We start from the raw sequence: 14,982 nt of genomic DNA on the forward strand, positions 1-14,982 counted from the left end.
GGCGTCAGCCTTGTAAGTACCTAAAAGATTAACCGCGAGGCGGCAGAAAACCCATAAGCTCTTTCACGTCTGCAAGTGTACGATCTGCGACCAAGGAAGCCTTTTCTGCGCCTTGCTTCAAGATTTGATGAATCTCGCCTGAACTGCGAATTTCATTATATCTAGCTTGCAGCGGTTCTATAACCGCAACCACCTGCTCCGCAAGATCTTTCTTGAAAGGTCCATAACCTTGCCCCTCATAACGAGCCTCGATATCTTCAATGCTCATATTTGCACAATGAGCATAAATACTCATTAGATTGCTAATCTCAGGTTTATTTGCTGGATCGTATTTCACTTCACGGCCTGAATCTGTTGTCGCTCTGCTAATTTTTTTGCGAATCACATCTGGAGAATCAAGCAGCGCGATGAAGCTTCCTACGTTTGGATTGCTTTTGCTCATTTTTTTGCTGGCATCATCAAGCGACATTACCCGTGCGCCTACCTTCGGAATATAAGGCTCCGGTATCGTAAAGTATTTGCCAAACCTTGTATTGAAGCGATGCGCCAAATCACGAGTAAGCTCCAAATGCTGCTTTTGATCGTCGCCAACAGGAACAAGATCCGCATTATAAACCAATATATCGGCAGCCATCAGCGTCGGATAGACGAATAGCCCCGCCCCAACAGAATCTTTGCCTGCAGATTTATCTTTGAACTGCGTCATTCTTTCCAGCTCGCCCATATTAGCAAGCGTTGTAAACAACCATCCAAGCTCAGCATGCGCGCGAACATGCGATTGTACAAATACATTCGCTTTGAGCGGATCTATGCCTGCAGCAATAAATAATGCGGCTACCGCTTCCGTTTGTTCTCTTAAGGCAGCCGGCTCCTGTGGAACCGAAATCGCATGCAAATCAACAATCATAAAAAAGCATTCTTCTGTATGCTGCAGCTTTACGAAGTTTTGCATGGCGCCAATGTAGTTTCCAAGTGTAAGCTGACCGCTTGGCTGAATACCGGAGAGTACTTTTTTCATAATGCTTCGACCTCTTTCTTGTCAATTTTAGTCTAAAAAAAAACGCAAAAAATCCCCCGCCGCAAGGGACGAAGGACCGTGGTGCCACCCTAATTCGCTTATGGTACGCTTTGTTATACAATCGAAGCGTATTAAAAATCCCATAAGCCTTGTTGCTCCGTAACGGGGAGCGTCCGTACAAACATCTTCGGCTGCTCGTGCAGCCAGTTTCCGTTCATAGGCTCCGGGGCCCATTCAGCATCGTTGTTTGCACCGGTTCGCAGCAACCACCGGCTCTCTGTACGCAATCCAATCGAGCCTACTTATTCCCATCATTGCATTTAAAACGATTATACATCTGTAATCGTTAATGTCAAGCGATACGAAAGTTGTCCTATCCCGCATCGATACCGCATAAGCTATAGTCATAATCGTAATCCTTACATAAAGAAAGGATATTGTACTATGGCAAAATTTCTTTACCGCATCTGCACCCCATTGCTCGGAGTAGGCTGCTTGATCATGCTCGCCCTTATCGTAACCAATCGAGAGCTTCCCACACATCTTTTTAGTATCACTAATTTGCAATCCTTCAAAATATTATTTATAAGCATTATTTTAGAAGCATTTCCATTTATCCTGCTCGGGGTGATCTTTTCTGCACTTCTGCAAGTCTTCGTTTCGGACGAGCTCATTCAAAAATTCATGCCCAAAAACCCGGTATTAGGCGTTCTTTTTGGGGCGCTGCTAGGCATTTTATTCCCATTATGTGAATGCGGAATGATACCGGTTGTCAGGCGGCTTATTCGTAAAGGCATGCCTGCTTATATCGGAATCGTTTATTTATTGGCAGGCCCCATCGTTAATCCAATCGTTTTTACATCAACCTTTGCTGCTTTTCGAACGACGCCAGAAATGGCTTATGCACGAATGATATTGGCCTTTGTCATAGCCGTTATTATCGGCCTGCTCCTTTATAAATTTATGCGAAGCAGTCCGCTCAAATTAGCTCAACCGTTTCATTTAATCAAGCAGGGTCATACACATAGCCACAATCACACCCATAATCATGAGCATGGGACAAGCGGTACTGGATTCCGTGGAAGAGCCGCCTCAACCCTATCACATGCTTCAAACGAGTTTTTTGAAATGGGCAAATATTTTATTTTCGGAGCAATGTTGACCGCCATTATTCAAACGGTTATTGATCGCAGCACCTTTGAGGCATTTGCTGATCAGCCTTTATTTTCATACCTTTTCATGATGGGCTTTGCTTTTATTTTATCAATCTGCTCCACTTCAGATGCTTTCATTGCTTCATCGTTCAGCGGCATGTTTGATTTTGGACCGCTGCTTGCTTTTCTTGTATTCGGCCCAATGATCGATCTTAAAAATACGTTAATGCTGCTAACGACATTCCGTATTAAATTCGTATTTATTCTCATTGTACTAACCGCGGCGCTAACCTTCATCGGCGCTTGGATAATGGAGGCGCTGCTATGATTCATCATCTTTTGCGTGCCGCAATTCTTACAGGTTTTGCTCTGTTTATTCTCTACTTGGATCGAACGGGTGAAATGGCTCTTTATATCGCTCCAAAAATGGAGGTATACGTAAAGCTGTCAGCGTTAGGTCTCTATGCAGCAGCTATTTATCAAGTCTATGCCGCTTTACAGAAACGTATCGGAAATCAAACGCCAAGCTGTGATTGCGAGCACGAGCCATCTCCATCCGTGTTCAAAAACATCATCATTTATGGGTTGTTTATTTTTCCGCTGCTGCTCGGTTTTCTCGTCCCTGCCGGGACGCTTGGGAGCGATATTGCTTCAAAAAAAGGGATCAGCTTATCTGGAATTTCAACAGCTGAAGAGAATGGTTCCGGAGTCGATGCCTTTTATCCTTTCGATGGCTATATGGAAGCACATACAGCATACGCGAAGAAACTGTACAGCCAACCACTTATCCGTGTACCTGATACTCAATTTATTGAGACGTTGACGACATTTGATCTCTTTCGAGAGAAACTAATCGGTAAAGAAGTTGAAATTTCGGGGTTTATTTACCACGAGGACGAGATGGGCAAGGAGCGATTTGCGGTCAGTAGATTTGCAATGAATTGTTGTTCAGCCGACGCTATGCCTTATGGACTTATGGTATCTTGGCCTAAAGCGATGGATTACGCCGACGATGAATGGGTGACGGTGACAGGAAGGTTAACGACATCAACTTATATGAATCATGTTGTCATGACTTTAGAAGCCCAGCGGCTTGAACGAATCAAGGTGCCGGAATCGCCTTATGTGTATCCTGATCTTGATTTCGGACAATAAAATGAGGAGCTGACGGATGCCGTCAGCTCTTTTTTTTCTTTACGTAATTTTGTTTATTGTGAATCCCATAAATCATTTCTTTTCGGATAATAGCGAGAATTCCAATTGGCCATATTGTAATTAGATTCAAAAAGTATGCTTGCCGACCAAGAATTAGCGCTTGAACGAACGGAAAAATCATATAAAATTTCGCCATGCGACCAGTCTTTCCTAAACTTAAGCGATTCAATGGCCATTTGTTTAAATGCCTGTACCTGAACAGCTGTCAGTCCTTTATCGACACTCTCGAACTTTCCATTTTTGCATTCGATTGGATGGTGCCTAACCCCAAATTTACCCACCGCATTGTTTCGAATATGTATTAATACTGTACCAGCCGTAGCGTTTGTCAGTTCACTTTCAAGCTGACGAAACACAAATTCAACTTGACGAGCGAGAGCTGCAGATTCCGTTTGCATACTTATTATCCTCCTTTATGATTTATTAGGCATGAGTTTCCACTTAGGTCTCAACGCATATTATATAGTCCATTTCTATCATTATCAATATACTAAACAACATTATTTTTGTTTATTTGATATTATTCGACTCTCATTTAATGATTATATAACTTATTTTTACATAATTAAAGAAAGATCATTTCATTACATCTAAATAAAATGAACCTTGCGAACTAAAATAATATTTTTTATTTAATTTTTCAATTCTAATTTCAAGATGCTTTTCTTTCTTACTTAGGAGTTATGTACCATGCAATCTAAACCATCAATTAATAATAAAAATGATTTCTAATTACCGATAATGGTATCATTTTCTATTTATTGTTACACCGAAAACGTATTTAGTATTTTCCGAAGCGCCGCATGCGGTCATTATTTATCTATTTTTTATGAATCGACAATTATAGACCAATTTCGCAGCTGGTGCTATAATATGGATATTCTATTAAAAGGAGCGCTTACATAATGATCCAATGGTACTATTCGCTTTCCGTGCGCAATAAGCTGCTGATTACTTCTTACCTAAATTTAGCAGTGTTTGCCCTCATTATGCTTGTCATATTATCAGTATCAGGCGGCTCGCTTATCGCTGGAATTATTTTCACAATCATTATGGCAATCGCTACGCTTCCACTCGTTTCCTTCATCGAGAGATCCATCAATAATTCATTTGATGAAATTAAAGGAACTGCGCTTCGTATTTCCAAAGGTGATTTCACTCAAAAAATCGACACAACGTCTTCATCAGCTTTAGGCGAGCTTGGACATTCGTTTAACAGTATGATTGATAAACTTCGCGACATTCTAACGGAAACGACGAACATCATCCGTCATGTGTCCGATACAAGTCACAGCATTTTTGACAAAAATAATAATATTCAAATCGCGATGCAGCAGGTTGCTGCTTCCGCAAACGAGCTTGCTACTGGCGCAAACGAAATTTCCGAGGACGTTTCCGAGATGAGCGAATCCATTACTGAGATCGAAGAGAAAGTTTCCGATTACGCTACCTCAACTAAGGAAATGAACACACGCTCTGAGCAAACGCTTCAGCTCGTAGATAAAGGCATGAAGGCTCTTGATATTCAAGCCGACGGCATGCGCCGCAACGTTGAGGCAACCGAGAAGGTATCAGCTACAATTGAAGATCTAGCCCGCAAAGCAAGAGGCATTAGTGCAATTACGACGACTATTTCCGATTTGGCTGAGCAAACTAACCTGCTTTCATTGAATGCCTCTATCGAGGCTGCAAGAGCAGGCGAGCACGGCCGAGGCTTTGCCGTTGTTGCACAGGAAGTCCGCAAGCTTGCTGAGGAATCCAGCGCTTCAACTAAACAAGTATTCAACCTAGTGAAAAGTATTGATGAGGGTATCAAGCAAACGATCAGCAATATGAAAACAAACGAAGAAGTCGTTAAGCTGCAAACGGAGCATATTAAGGAATCCGAAGTCGTATTCTCAGAAATTGTACAAAGTGTTCAATTTATTACGGATAAAATTTATGTTTTCTCCCAAGAAAGCGACGCTATGCTTGAGAGTGCCCGCAAAATTTCCGGAGCCATCCAAAACATATCCGCGATTACGCAGCAATCGGCTGCTGGCACGGAGCAAGTATCCGCTTCGATGAATGAGCAGATCGCATCTGTACAAGCAGTGGTAGAAGAAACGGAACGTATGCGTACAATGGCGGCTCAGCTGCTCAGAACCATCAATGTTTTCAAAATGAAATAATCAAGTATTTGATTGCTTATCGCGTAACAAAAAAAGACCATAATCTTTCCATTCAAAATGGATGATTATGGTCTTTCTTATTTTACGCCTGCTGCTTGCAGCGATATTCTTCACGCTGTTCTGCACGAACACTTTCTTTAACCCTTGGGCAAGTATAACAATAATAGCCGCCATCAACTAAGTAATACAAGCAGCATGCTGCTTTCAGCCGAACCTGCTTATCTTTGTCTCCCAATGACTCTGTCATACGGAATTTCACATCAAGCGGATTTTTGCTTCTGCCGAAAACATCGCCATCAAGTGATTTGACCATATTGAAATAGGTCACAATGCTTTGCTTTGCCTGTTCATCTACTTCGGCACTCAGCATTCTGTCATACCCATATTCAAGCGTGGTAGGAAGCTGGCTCCAAAGCATGCCTACTTTCAACGTTCCTACCTTTGCAATCATGTCAAATATAGGACGTATCGTATGCTCAAAAAAAAAGCTGATTTTATCCTTAATCCACATGTCTTGTTCATCTAAAAGTAGTGGAGCCGCTACAAATTCAGAGTTATGTAAGTAAAAGCTGACAGCAATATATTCATGATTGTTATATTCAGCCTTGTATATTTGAACTGTTAAATTGTTAAGTGATAAATCCGGCGCTTGTTTCAAAACAGACAACGTATAAAGCAAGCCCAGCATAGGCCCGCGAAACCAACCTGCCATGTACACTTCCCCTACGGAAGGGTCCATGCCTTTAACTAGCGGTGTATAGAAAGCTAATAATTGCTTCAATTTGTTCTCATCCAACAGATCTATTGCAGGGCAGGTAAACAGAAGATTTTCTCGTTTATTTACCGTTAAATCATAGCTGTCCTCCAACATCGCAAACAACGCTTCATTCATTGATGTTCTCGTCCTTCCATAACATGAATGTACAATAATAAACGATACGATTTATTATACAACGGACGAAAATGATTATCAATTGCATTTCGTTATCTCATTGTGACAGTTAACTCACCAAGCTGCTCGATTTCCACGGTTACCACATCACCTGATTTTAAATAAACCCTTTGATCTCTCGGGTATCCGATTACTACCCCTTCCGGAGTCCCTGTTAATATGATATCGCCAGGTACGAGTGTCATATGCTTAGAAATATAACTAATTATAGATGGGCAAGAAAAAATCATATCTTCCGTATTCGAATGCTGCTTTTGAACACCGTTTACGCGGCAAGAAATAGTGAGCTTATCCGGATCATTTACTTCATCTGCCGTTACGATATAAGGACCAATTGGTGCAAATCCGTCGCAGCTTTTGCCAAGCATCCACTGAGATGTACGGCGCTGCAGGTTTCTTGCTGACAAATCATTAGCGCAGCTATAGCCAAAAACATAATCAAGCGCATCCGCTTCTTCGATGTTTTTTGCCGTTTTTCCTATAATGATCGCAAGCTCAGCTTCATAATCCACCTCATTGCTCGTAAGCGGCAGCTCCACCTCATCACCATGTGCACTCAGGGCATTGGCAAATTTATTAAACAAAATAGGGGAGGTCGGAATTTCAGCTTTCGTCTCCTCTGCATGCTTGCGGTAATTTAAACCGACGCAAATTATTTTTTGCGGGTTCGAAACGACCGGTGCGTAAGCGAAATTTGTGTCCTCAAGCACATACATGTGGTTGTTAGTTGCAACGACAGCCTCAATAACCGCTTGAAGTTCCGCTAATGCTGTTTTACCGCCTCTTATAACTTCTTCTATAGAAAGCGGAGCTGGAATATCCAGAGCTTGAGAGGCCATTTTAATATCAATAATTCCTAAGTCAACCTGCACGCCGAGTTTTAGTTGATCGGATTGCTTAAACTGCAATAACTTCATAAAAGATAACCTCCCTGCCATGAATTGGTGAACTATGTTTAGTTTAAGCCTCTCTTTTTTTAAAGTAAAGCGCATGAAAGTATGCAGCATGGGTAAAATAGCGGCACGGCTTGTTTACAATCAATCATGGGGACTGATGCAAATGTGGAAAACACCACATAAAATGGGGAAGACTGTGGCGGGCATTGCTTTAATCGGTTTTATGCTGCTTAACCTATCAACCGATTCCTATGCTTCAACTGCTGATAAGCAGCAAATAGCTCAGTTCAAACCTGCAAAAGAATCAAAAAAACGAAAAACGGCTGTCGTGTCTTGGGATAGGCTTCATAGGCAATTTCCCAATGCCTTTCTCCTTAATGGGCCTCGTAATAAGAAAAGAGTCGCGCTAACGTTTGATGATGTTCCCGATCCCAGATATACACCAGCTATTTTGGATATATTAGCGGAGCATGATGTTTGCGCTACTTTTTTTATTGTAGGGAACCGTGCTGCCAAATACCCTGCATTAGTAAAGCGGATACATAACGAAGGGCATGTCATTGGAAATCACTCTTATGACCATGCCATTTTTTCAAAGCTTACTTTAACGAAGTATCAGAAGCAAATTTGGAGAACGGACACCATAATTAAAAATATAGTTGGATATTCCCCTCATTTTATACGACCGCCATACGGTGAACTGCTGCCTCAGCAAGTAAGATGGAGCAAGCAGGCTGGTTTTGCTATCGTCAACTGGGATGTGGATTCCATAGATTGGAAAAACAATCCTAGCAGCGCATTGGTGCTGCAAAATATAAAAAGAACACTTCAACCTGGATCGATTATTTTACAGCACGCAGGCGGAGGAGTCGGACAAAATTTATCCGGCACGGTTGCTGCACTCCCGAAGCTCATCCAATTGCTGGAAAGCAAAGGGTATGAGCTCGTTACATTGCCTGAACTCGTCGGACAATCCGCAGCCCGTTGAGTTTTCTGTACAAAAAAAGGCAATCCCTCATGAAGAGTGGATTGCCTTTTCCATCTATATTTTTATTCAAGAACGAATACTTTCACGTTTTGGATACCAAAAGACATGGCTTGGCTTGTTGAGCCTGGTACAAAAATATCAACGCGATTGCCTTTAATCGAACCGCCAATATCTGTTGCTGTTGCAATCATTCCGCCTTGCGGCAAACCATTATAGGAATACCCTGTCACATAAAGCTTTGTGCCAAGAGGTATCATTTTCGGATCTACGGCAATCGTACCAACCTGGAGCTTGTCTCCAAAGTAGTCAACTGCTCCCCACTTGCCATTCTCAGATGCTGCTGCTGTATAAGCCGTAGCTTGTACGAGAAGCGCCTTCGAGTAAGCGTATTCTTTACCATTCATGGCTTTAACTGTTTTTGAGGAGTCGTCAGCTGCTGAATTCATCGTTGCTGGTTTCTTCTCTACAGAAGCTTCTGTGGAAGGTATAGTAAGCTTTAAACCTTTATATAGGTTAAGAGGATCGATTTTTGGATTAGCCTCCATTAGTGTATCCAAAGGTACACTGTACTGCTTGGATAGCTTCCAGAATGTATCATTGTCATTCGCTGTATGTGTTTTCGAAGCTGCACTTACTGTTCCTGCTGCCATCATAACCGATAATCCTACTACTGCTGCTGCTAATGTACGTTTTTTAAACATGGGGTAAATCCTCCTGTGCGTTCCCGAAGTTTCACAACTTCGATCACGTGATTATAAATCTTGTTAAGGGCGGTTGTCCGCCCTTAACGTATTGCTGTTATCTAAGGTTTAAGGAAAGACTAGCCGATAAACATTTGAACCCATTCGCCGTTTACATAACCAACGCCGATTTTTGTAAAGTTGCCGCTAAGAATGTTTGCTTTGTGACCTGGGCTGTTCATCCAAGCAGTCATAACATCTTGTGGTGTTTTTTGACCAGAAGCAATGTTCTCACCAGCATAAGAATAAGTCACTCCGAAAGAACGCATCATATCAAATGGAGATCCGTATGTCGGCGATGTGTGGCTGAAGTAGTTGTTAACGTCCATATCTCTTGCTTTCTCTGACGCTACTTTCGTAAGAAGCGTATCGCTCTTCAAAGCGGACAAGCCAACTTTAGCACGTTCCTTGTTAACTAAGTCGACAACTTGTGATTGATAAGCACTCAAATTGGAAGCCCCTGTGTCGGTACCTGTTCCAGGTTTTGTTTCAGTTCCTGTACCAGTTCCCGGTTTTGTTACTGTTCCAGTACCTGTTCCTGGTTTTGTTACTGTTCCTGTGCCTGTTCCCGGCTTAGTTACTGTTCCAGTACCTGTTCCTGGCTTAGTTACTGTTCCAGTGCCTGTTCCTGGCTTAGTTACTGTTCCAGTACCTGTTCCCGGATTAGTTACTGTTCCAGTACCTGTTCCTGGTTTTGTTACTGTTCCTGTGTTACCGCCTGTCGTAGGCCATTGAATGAAGCTGCCATTCAAAAGCTTGCTAATATCTATTCCATATTTATCACCGATCTGTTTGATCGTATCTTGGCTAATGAGGCATGGTTGTTGAATCGTGGAGAAAGTTTTCACAGCCGGTGCTGCACCTGCCGTTGGAGCCGTAAAACCTGCGCCGATCACCGTTGCTGCGATTATGCCAGCGACACCTACACGTATTGGTTGCATCTTCATGAATGAATCCTCCTAATAAGATAAGTTTTTGTAAAAAAGCGTCTGACGACTGAAGCTTTTTCAGCTGCGCATTCGTTTCGTTTGCGCATCGTTCTTCCTGACGCCACTTATCTTACCATGGGGTTTTTGGTGTTTCATGACACAAAAACTGGTAATCGCGTGAAAATAGCTAGCAAAACAGCACCATTACTGCTTTATGAGAATATGCTCATCACCGCTTTTTGCTGCTTTTAGAGCTGTCCGCTAGCTTTTCGAAGCTCATTTGCGAGCCGATGAATTTCATCTTTCTCCGCTTTGGTGGTTGCTGCAAACCATGCTGGAGAGAGCCAAGTAGAGATAATTTTGTTAGCATCTGATGCGTTCATATCAACATCCCTCCAGTCACGAACAAGCTCTAAGAAAGCCGCTTTGTTAACTGAACTTCCTGGACATGTTTTCGCTGGATTCATTTCGCGATGAAACAAAATTTGACTGTCTGGCAGCTTCCACATGGCAGCAATTTGACTTGTCAGCTTAACGGCTGAAGCAAGCTGAGCACCTTCCAGCTTCTCAGCTCCAACATCAAAATTACCGATCATCTCGAACATAAACGGATGTATGCGGTCTGGATCAGGGTCGTTGTAGCCAACAGCAGAGGCCGGAGCCTCCAGAAGAGAACGCCCCTCCCATATATAGCCGTCAGGGTCGATCGTTGCGTGCTGGGCGATATCACCCCAATTTTGTGTAATCGCATGAAACCGCCACATCCCTTGAATGATTTTCATTTTATCCGCAGCTCTGCGATAATCCACAATAGTCGGCTTCCATGTTCCATGCACATGAATCTGCGAAAACTTCACTTTTGATACGAATGGTTTCAAATACTCAACATACTCCGCAAAAGTAAACCTTTGAAAATATTTGCGCTCTACGACCATTTCGCAACGCATCCTCTCGATAAACAATTGCTATATTTTATGCGATACATGAATGAATCGAGACGGCAAACACATAAAAAAAGCAAGCCATGGATATATTCCACGACTTGCTTCTTGTTTTTATAAATCAATTTTTGCTTATCGAGTGCCGAGTTTGATGTTTCCCGTCTCCGACTCCATGCTTATTTTGATATCACCGCTGCCGATTACACCTTCAATATTATTTTCTGTTTCCTTGTTAACCGAGAAACCATCCCAATCCACCTTGCTGTTTCCGGTATCCTTCTTGATACGAATAGAAGCCGAAGCAGGCTGTTTATCTGCATTAACGACGATATTCCCGGTATCCGTCTTAATTGTAAGATCGCTACGCAATTCATCTGTTTCAACTCGTACATTTCCCGTCTCAGATTCCGCTTTTAGGATGCCTTTTCCGTCCGCAATAGTAATGTTTCCAGTATCTGTTTTTAATTCAAGCTCCTGAGCCGTGTAATTCGTTAATTTTATATTGCCGGTTTCTGATTTTAATTTCATTTTGTCAGCTTCCATCTGATTCACTACAATGTTTCCTGTATCGGTTTCGATATCAACTGAGGTCCATAGCTTAGCAGGCACCTCAATCGTCAGCTTCAAGTTAACGATAGAAATACCGAATGTAAAACGATCCTTCGTATTTGCCTCAATATTAAGCGTATCCCCTTTAGGAGCTGCCGTTAGGATGACGTCTCCAGCAAGTTTTTCACTTACATCTCCTTCAAGTCTCACTTTAATATCATCTGCTGTGCCGGGAACGAAAGTGATATTAAACGTATCCGTCTCCGCATGGATCGAGCGAATGGACGATGCATCAATCGTTTTTTCCTGCAAAAAAGGTTCGCCCTGAAATTTCGTTACAAGTTCATCTTTATCGAATACAAAAAACGCGCAAAGTACTCCTATACCAAGCAAAATTAAAGCGAATGCGGCTAGTTTTTTCATTTGTTATTCCCCTTTACAATTCTTGTGTTGAATTTCAAATATTTTAAGGTCATCTTATAGAAGGAAGTTGTAAGTGCCTTTAAGCCGATGATGAGTAAAATCGTAATTGAGCTTGTAATCAAGCCTATCGTCAATGCCTGTGGCATAGTAAATGTGCCATTCCATAAGCTCTCTACCATGATTCCGATACCGCCTACGCCTATTCCCAAAGCTGACGCCCATAAAGCAACAATGACCGACGCCAGAGCCAGATAGGGGCCTAGAACGAATATAACATTGAATAAACCAAGGCTTGCTGTTGCAAATACAGCCTTAGAGAGCTTTCCGAAGCCCTTGTTCGTCTCTGCCTGATTAACTCGGTATCCAAGCAGCATCTCGTTCGCAATCATTCTTGGATCTCCCAGCTCGCTTGCTGCTTGCTCCTCGGTTTGACCATTCTCTACCGCTTGCTGAAAATGAAGATAATAATCGTACAGCCATTCCTTCCGCTGCGGCTCTGGAATGACTTTGAGCATGCTCTCAAGCTCCAACATATATCGWTCTCTTGTCGTCATGGTCTTAAACCTTCCTCTACAATTTCATTTACGGATTGCGTGAAACTTTCCCATTCTGCAATTAATTTGCGCATATGACTCCAGCCCTCTGCTGTTAATTGATAATATTTCCGAGGCGGGCCTTCAGTTGATTCCTTCAAATAGGTTGAGAAATAGCCGTCCTGTGTCAATCTGCTTAGTAATGGATAGACGCTTCCGACTGCAACTTCAAACTTTTCGGAAATTTTAACAGCCAGCTCATAGCCGTATCGATCTCCCCTTGTCGCAAGCACAAGAACGCATATTTCAAGCACGCCCTTTTTAAATTGAATGTTCATTTCGTGTCCTCCATCATTGAAGTTCTAATTCTTCGGTACTGTATGTGGAAAGATACTAAGCATAACTTACTATTAATCAATACAGTATAGCACTGTACAGCAATTCCGTCTTTTGTATAATTTACCACATGCTATTCTACAATGCAAGATAGTGTGCAAAAAAGAATACCTCCAACCTCACGGCTTGCGCACGTCGGTTGAAGGCATTCCTGTACATTACTTAGTTTACGCTAATGAATTTACCTGTTGCTTGTGACTCAAATGCACACAAGATAACTTTCAAAGAAGCACGGCCATCTTCACCGCTTACAGCAGGTGTTGTGTTCGTAAGAATGCTTTCCAAGAAAGCATTGACTACGCCGCTTGTCTCTTGCTTATCGTTAGTCGAGATTGCGCCTACTTTATGCTTCTCAACTGTGCCGTTGCGCAGCTCCACGATTACTTGATCGTCAGGATGCGTACCAATTTTCATAACGCCGTTCTCACACCACAAAATAGTGCTGTTGTCCTCACCCTTATAGTAAGTCCAGCTTGCTACAAGCGTGCCGATTGCACCGCTCTTCATACGAAGCAAACATGATGCGTTATCATCAACATCGGTATCTTTATCAAGCGTGCCAACAAATCCAGCTACTTCTGAAACTTCGTCGTCAAGCATCCAGCGAATAAGATCGGATTTATGAACGCCAAGATCGCCCATTGCGCCCATAATAGCTTCTGGCTTACGGAAGAACCAGCTTTCTGCGCCATCGATGCTCCAGCCATCTGGACCAGGGTGACCAAACGATGTGCGGAATGTAAGTACTTTGCCTAGAATGCCGGACTGCAATACTTGCTTCGCTTTAACATGCGGCGGCATGAAGCGTTGGTTATGACCAACCATCAAGTGAACGCCGTTTTTCTTAGCTGCTTCAATCATCGCTTCCGCTTCTTCATCTGTTACAGCCATTGGTTTCTCAACAAGAACATGAGCGCCCGCATTAGCTGCAGTAATTGACATTGAAGCATGCAATGCATTTGGCGTACATACGCTTACTGCATCAGGTTTGATTTCTGCAAGCATCGTTTCGAAATCAGCAAACGCTTTGCCGCCATGCAAATTCGCATAGTGTTCTGCGCGCTCGATAATTGGATCTACGAATGCAACAAGCTCAACATTCTCATGAGCTGCATATTCCGGGATATGACGGTATTTCGAAATCGATCCACAACCTATAACTGCTACACGTACTTTAGACATGAATATTTTCCCCTATCTATTATTAATTAGATTATTATTTGTTCAAAAAATTAGTTTTCAACCATTCCATGCTTTCTGCAACAGCTTCAATCGGAGGATTCGCACAAGTGTCCTGCTCAACAATAATCCATTCTACAGATGCTTTCGAGGCAGCATCAATAATAGGAAGAAGCGGCAAATCGCCACGGCCAAGCTCTACTGTATCGATTTGTTGACCCTTCTCACCAGCGCGGAAGTCCTTCAAATGAAGAAGTGGCAGACGTCCTGCATATTTTGCAATGTAAGCAAGCGGATCTACACCGGAGTATTGTACCCAGCCGATATCCATTTCAACTTGTAGATATTGCGGATCAATCCGCTCATACAAAGCGTCAAATACGATTTGGCCGTCGATTTCAACTTCAAATTCAAATTCATGGTTGTGGTAAGCAAAAGAAATGCCTGCTTCACGGAAACGCTTACCATACTCTTCAAATTTCACGAGATGTCCGCGCCATGCTTCTGTATCACGAGCATCTACCGGCAACCAAGGACATATAGCATATTTAGCTCCAATGGTTTGAAGATAAGCAATTTCCTCATCAAGATTGCCTTCAAGCAGATGCAAGCCGACGTGGCTGCCGATTGCTTTCAAATTCAATTCTTGAAGCAGGTCGCGCATGTCTTCAGCTTTGATATCACCGTAACCTGCAAATTCTACGCCCTCATAACCCATTGCTGCAACCTTGCGAAGCGTGCCTTCAAAATCTTGTGCGGTAGCGTCTCTTAACGTGTACAATTGCAAACCAATATTCATTCGTGACATGTGAGCTGCACTCCCTTATATTTATTATTTGATGTATTTGATTTTGTTTTCTGATCTTTATTATATCGACAGTCCTATGCGAAAACCAGT

Annotated in this window: 16 protein-coding genes and 1 other annotated feature; of the genes, 4 read left to right on the forward strand and 12 right to left on the reverse strand. The window is 42.5% G+C overall.

The window, feature by feature from the left end:
• Nucleotides 1-28: 28 nt before the first annotated feature.
• On the reverse strand, nt 29-1,018 hold the full coding sequence (gene trpS, locus AC1DPK_RS01590; protein WP_339204492.1) for a tryptophan--tRNA ligase: 990 nt from the start codon (nt 1,016-1,018) through the stop codon (nt 29-31).
• 61 nt (nt 1,019-1,079) lie between these two features.
• Nucleotides 1,080-1,342 (reverse strand) — a binding site (T-box leader).
• 120 nt (nt 1,343-1,462) lie between these two features.
• Between trpS and AC1DPK_RS01595 the strand changes: the two genes are divergently transcribed.
• Both AC1DPK_RS01595 and AC1DPK_RS01600 read left to right on the forward strand, forming a co-directional pair.
• Nucleotides 1,463-2,500, forward strand: a complete 1,038-nt coding sequence (locus AC1DPK_RS01595; protein ID WP_441876583.1) for a permease — start codon at nt 1,463-1,465, stop codon at nt 2,498-2,500.
• Complete coding sequence (locus tag AC1DPK_RS01600) at nt 2,497-3,327, forward strand: TIGR03943 family putative permease subunit (RefSeq protein WP_477509052.1); 831 nt, start codon at nt 2,497-2,499, stop codon at nt 3,325-3,327. The genes AC1DPK_RS01595 and AC1DPK_RS01600 overlap by 4 nt, the downstream gene beginning before the upstream one ends.
• 53 nt (nt 3,328-3,380) lie before the next feature.
• Here AC1DPK_RS01600 and AC1DPK_RS01605 read toward each other — a convergent pair whose 3' ends face one another.
• Nucleotides 3,381-3,785 carry an O-methyltransferase gene (locus AC1DPK_RS01605; RefSeq protein ID WP_076267494.1) on the reverse strand — a complete coding sequence of 135 codons (405 nt, stop codon included), beginning with the start codon at nt 3,783-3,785 and terminating at the stop codon, nt 3,381-3,383.
• A 510-nt stretch (nt 3,786-4,295) separates the two neighbouring features.
• Between AC1DPK_RS01605 and AC1DPK_RS01610 the strand changes: the two genes are divergently transcribed.
• Nucleotides 4,296-5,558, forward strand: coding sequence for a methyl-accepting chemotaxis protein (locus AC1DPK_RS01610; RefSeq protein ID WP_430060426.1), 1,263 nt, complete (start codon nt 4,296-4,298; stop codon nt 5,556-5,558).
• Nucleotides 5,559-5,640: 82 nt separating this feature from the next.
• Here AC1DPK_RS01610 and AC1DPK_RS01615 read toward each other — a convergent pair whose 3' ends face one another.
• Nucleotides 5,641-6,450 carry a (2Fe-2S)-binding protein gene (locus tag AC1DPK_RS01615; RefSeq protein WP_477509053.1) on the reverse strand — a complete coding sequence of 270 codons (810 nt, stop codon included), beginning with the start codon at nt 6,448-6,450 and terminating at the stop codon, nt 5,641-5,643.
• A 92-nt stretch (nt 6,451-6,542) separates the two neighbouring features.
• Complete coding sequence (locus AC1DPK_RS01620) at nt 6,543-7,427, reverse strand: fumarylacetoacetate hydrolase family protein (RefSeq protein WP_477509054.1); 885 nt, start codon at nt 7,425-7,427, stop codon at nt 6,543-6,545.
• Nucleotides 7,428-7,515: 88 nt separating this feature from the next.
• On the opposite strand from AC1DPK_RS01620, the gene AC1DPK_RS01625 reads away from it, so the two are divergent.
• Complete coding sequence (locus AC1DPK_RS01625) at nt 7,516-8,394, forward strand: polysaccharide deacetylase family protein (protein ID WP_477509055.1); 879 nt, start codon at nt 7,516-7,518, stop codon at nt 8,392-8,394.
• A 62-nt stretch (nt 8,395-8,456) separates the two neighbouring features.
• Here the strand turns inward: AC1DPK_RS01625 and AC1DPK_RS01630 are convergent, their stop codons facing one another.
• The 8 genes from AC1DPK_RS01630 to AC1DPK_RS01665 form a co-directional block, all read right to left on the reverse strand.
• Complete coding sequence (locus AC1DPK_RS01630; RefSeq protein WP_076267489.1) at nt 8,457-9,095, reverse strand: 3D domain-containing protein; 639 nt, start codon at nt 9,093-9,095, stop codon at nt 8,457-8,459.
• Between the two features lie 119 nt (nt 9,096-9,214).
• On the reverse strand, nt 9,215-10,081 hold the full coding sequence (locus AC1DPK_RS01635; RefSeq protein WP_477509056.1) for a CAP domain-containing protein: 867 nt from the start codon (nt 10,079-10,081) through the stop codon (nt 9,215-9,217).
• Between the two features lie 230 nt (nt 10,082-10,311).
• Nucleotides 10,312-10,998 (reverse strand): peptidoglycan recognition protein family protein, encoded by a 687-nt coding sequence (locus AC1DPK_RS01640; RefSeq protein ID WP_475443534.1) that lies wholly within the window; start codon nt 10,996-10,998, stop codon nt 10,312-10,314.
• Between the two features lie 138 nt (nt 10,999-11,136).
• A complete protein-coding gene (locus AC1DPK_RS01645) occupies nt 11,137-11,976 on the reverse strand; it encodes a DUF4097 family beta strand repeat-containing protein (RefSeq protein WP_477509057.1) in 840 nt (279 codons plus the stop codon).
• Complete coding sequence (locus tag AC1DPK_RS01650; RefSeq protein ID WP_477509058.1) at nt 11,973-12,530, reverse strand: HAAS signaling domain-containing protein; 558 nt, start codon at nt 12,528-12,530, stop codon at nt 11,973-11,975. Before AC1DPK_RS01650 ends, AC1DPK_RS01645 begins: the two co-directional genes overlap by 4 nt.
• Complete coding sequence (locus tag AC1DPK_RS01655; RefSeq protein ID WP_076267484.1) at nt 12,527-12,847, reverse strand: PadR family transcriptional regulator; 321 nt, start codon at nt 12,845-12,847, stop codon at nt 12,527-12,529. Before AC1DPK_RS01655 ends, AC1DPK_RS01650 begins: the two co-directional genes overlap by 4 nt.
• Nucleotides 12,848-13,067: 220 nt before the next feature.
• Nucleotides 13,068-14,087, reverse strand: coding sequence for a Gfo/Idh/MocA family protein (locus AC1DPK_RS01660; RefSeq protein WP_076267483.1), 1,020 nt, complete (start codon nt 14,085-14,087; stop codon nt 13,068-13,070).
• A 34-nt stretch (nt 14,088-14,121) separates the two neighbouring features.
• Entirely contained in the window at nt 14,122-14,892 is a 771-nt protein-coding gene (locus tag AC1DPK_RS01665; protein WP_339204504.1) for a sugar phosphate isomerase/epimerase family protein, read from the reverse strand.
• Nucleotides 14,893-14,982: the final 90 nt, after the last annotated feature.

It is taken from the genome of Paenibacillus sp. 01T424, assembly GCF_056398745.1.

Bases quoted from the DNA above. Each gene is read 5' to 3' on its own strand.
- AC1DPK_RS01625 (WP_477509055.1), top strand. From the start codon at position 7,516: ATGGGTAAAATAGCGGCACGGCTTGTTTACAATCAATCATGGGGACTG.
- AC1DPK_RS01665 (WP_339204504.1), bottom strand. From the start codon at position 14,892: ATGTCACGAATGAATATTGGTTTGCAATTGTACACGTTAAGAGACGCT.
- AC1DPK_RS01635 (WP_477509056.1), bottom strand. From the start codon at position 10,081: ATGAAGATGCAACCAATACGTGTAGGTGTCGCTGGCATAATCGCAGCA.
- AC1DPK_RS01645 (WP_477509057.1), bottom strand. From the start codon at position 11,976: ATGAAAAAACTAGCCGCATTCGCTTTAATTTTGCTTGGTATAGGAGTA.
- AC1DPK_RS01630 (WP_076267489.1), bottom strand. From the start codon at position 9,095: ATGTTTAAAAAACGTACATTAGCAGCAGCAGTAGTAGGATTATCGGTT.
- AC1DPK_RS01605 (WP_076267494.1), bottom strand. From the start codon at position 3,785: ATGCAAACGGAATCTGCAGCTCTCGCTCGTCAAGTTGAATTTGTGTTT.
- AC1DPK_RS01615 (WP_477509053.1), bottom strand. From the start codon at position 6,450: ATGAATGAAGCGTTGTTTGCGATGTTGGAGGACAGCTATGATTTAACG.
- AC1DPK_RS01600 (WP_477509052.1), top strand. From the start codon at position 2,497: ATGATTCATCATCTTTTGCGTGCCGCAATTCTTACAGGTTTTGCTCTG.
- AC1DPK_RS01620 (WP_477509054.1), bottom strand. From the start codon at position 7,427: ATGAAGTTATTGCAGTTTAAGCAATCCGATCAACTAAAACTCGGCGTG.
- AC1DPK_RS01595 (WP_441876583.1), top strand. From the start codon at position 1,463: ATGGCAAAATTTCTTTACCGCATCTGCACCCCATTGCTCGGAGTAGGC.
- AC1DPK_RS01660 (WP_076267483.1), bottom strand. From the start codon at position 14,087: ATGTCTAAAGTACGTGTAGCAGTTATAGGTTGTGGATCGATTTCGAAA.
- AC1DPK_RS01655 (WP_076267484.1), bottom strand. From the start codon at position 12,847: ATGAACATTCAATTTAAAAAGGGCGTGCTTGAAATATGCGTTCTTGTG.
- trpS (WP_339204492.1), bottom strand. From the start codon at position 1,018: ATGAAAAAAGTACTCTCCGGTATTCAGCCAAGCGGTCAGCTTACACTT.
- AC1DPK_RS01640 (WP_475443534.1), bottom strand. From the start codon at position 10,998: ATGGTCGTAGAGCGCAAATATTTTCAAAGGTTTACTTTTGCGGAGTAT.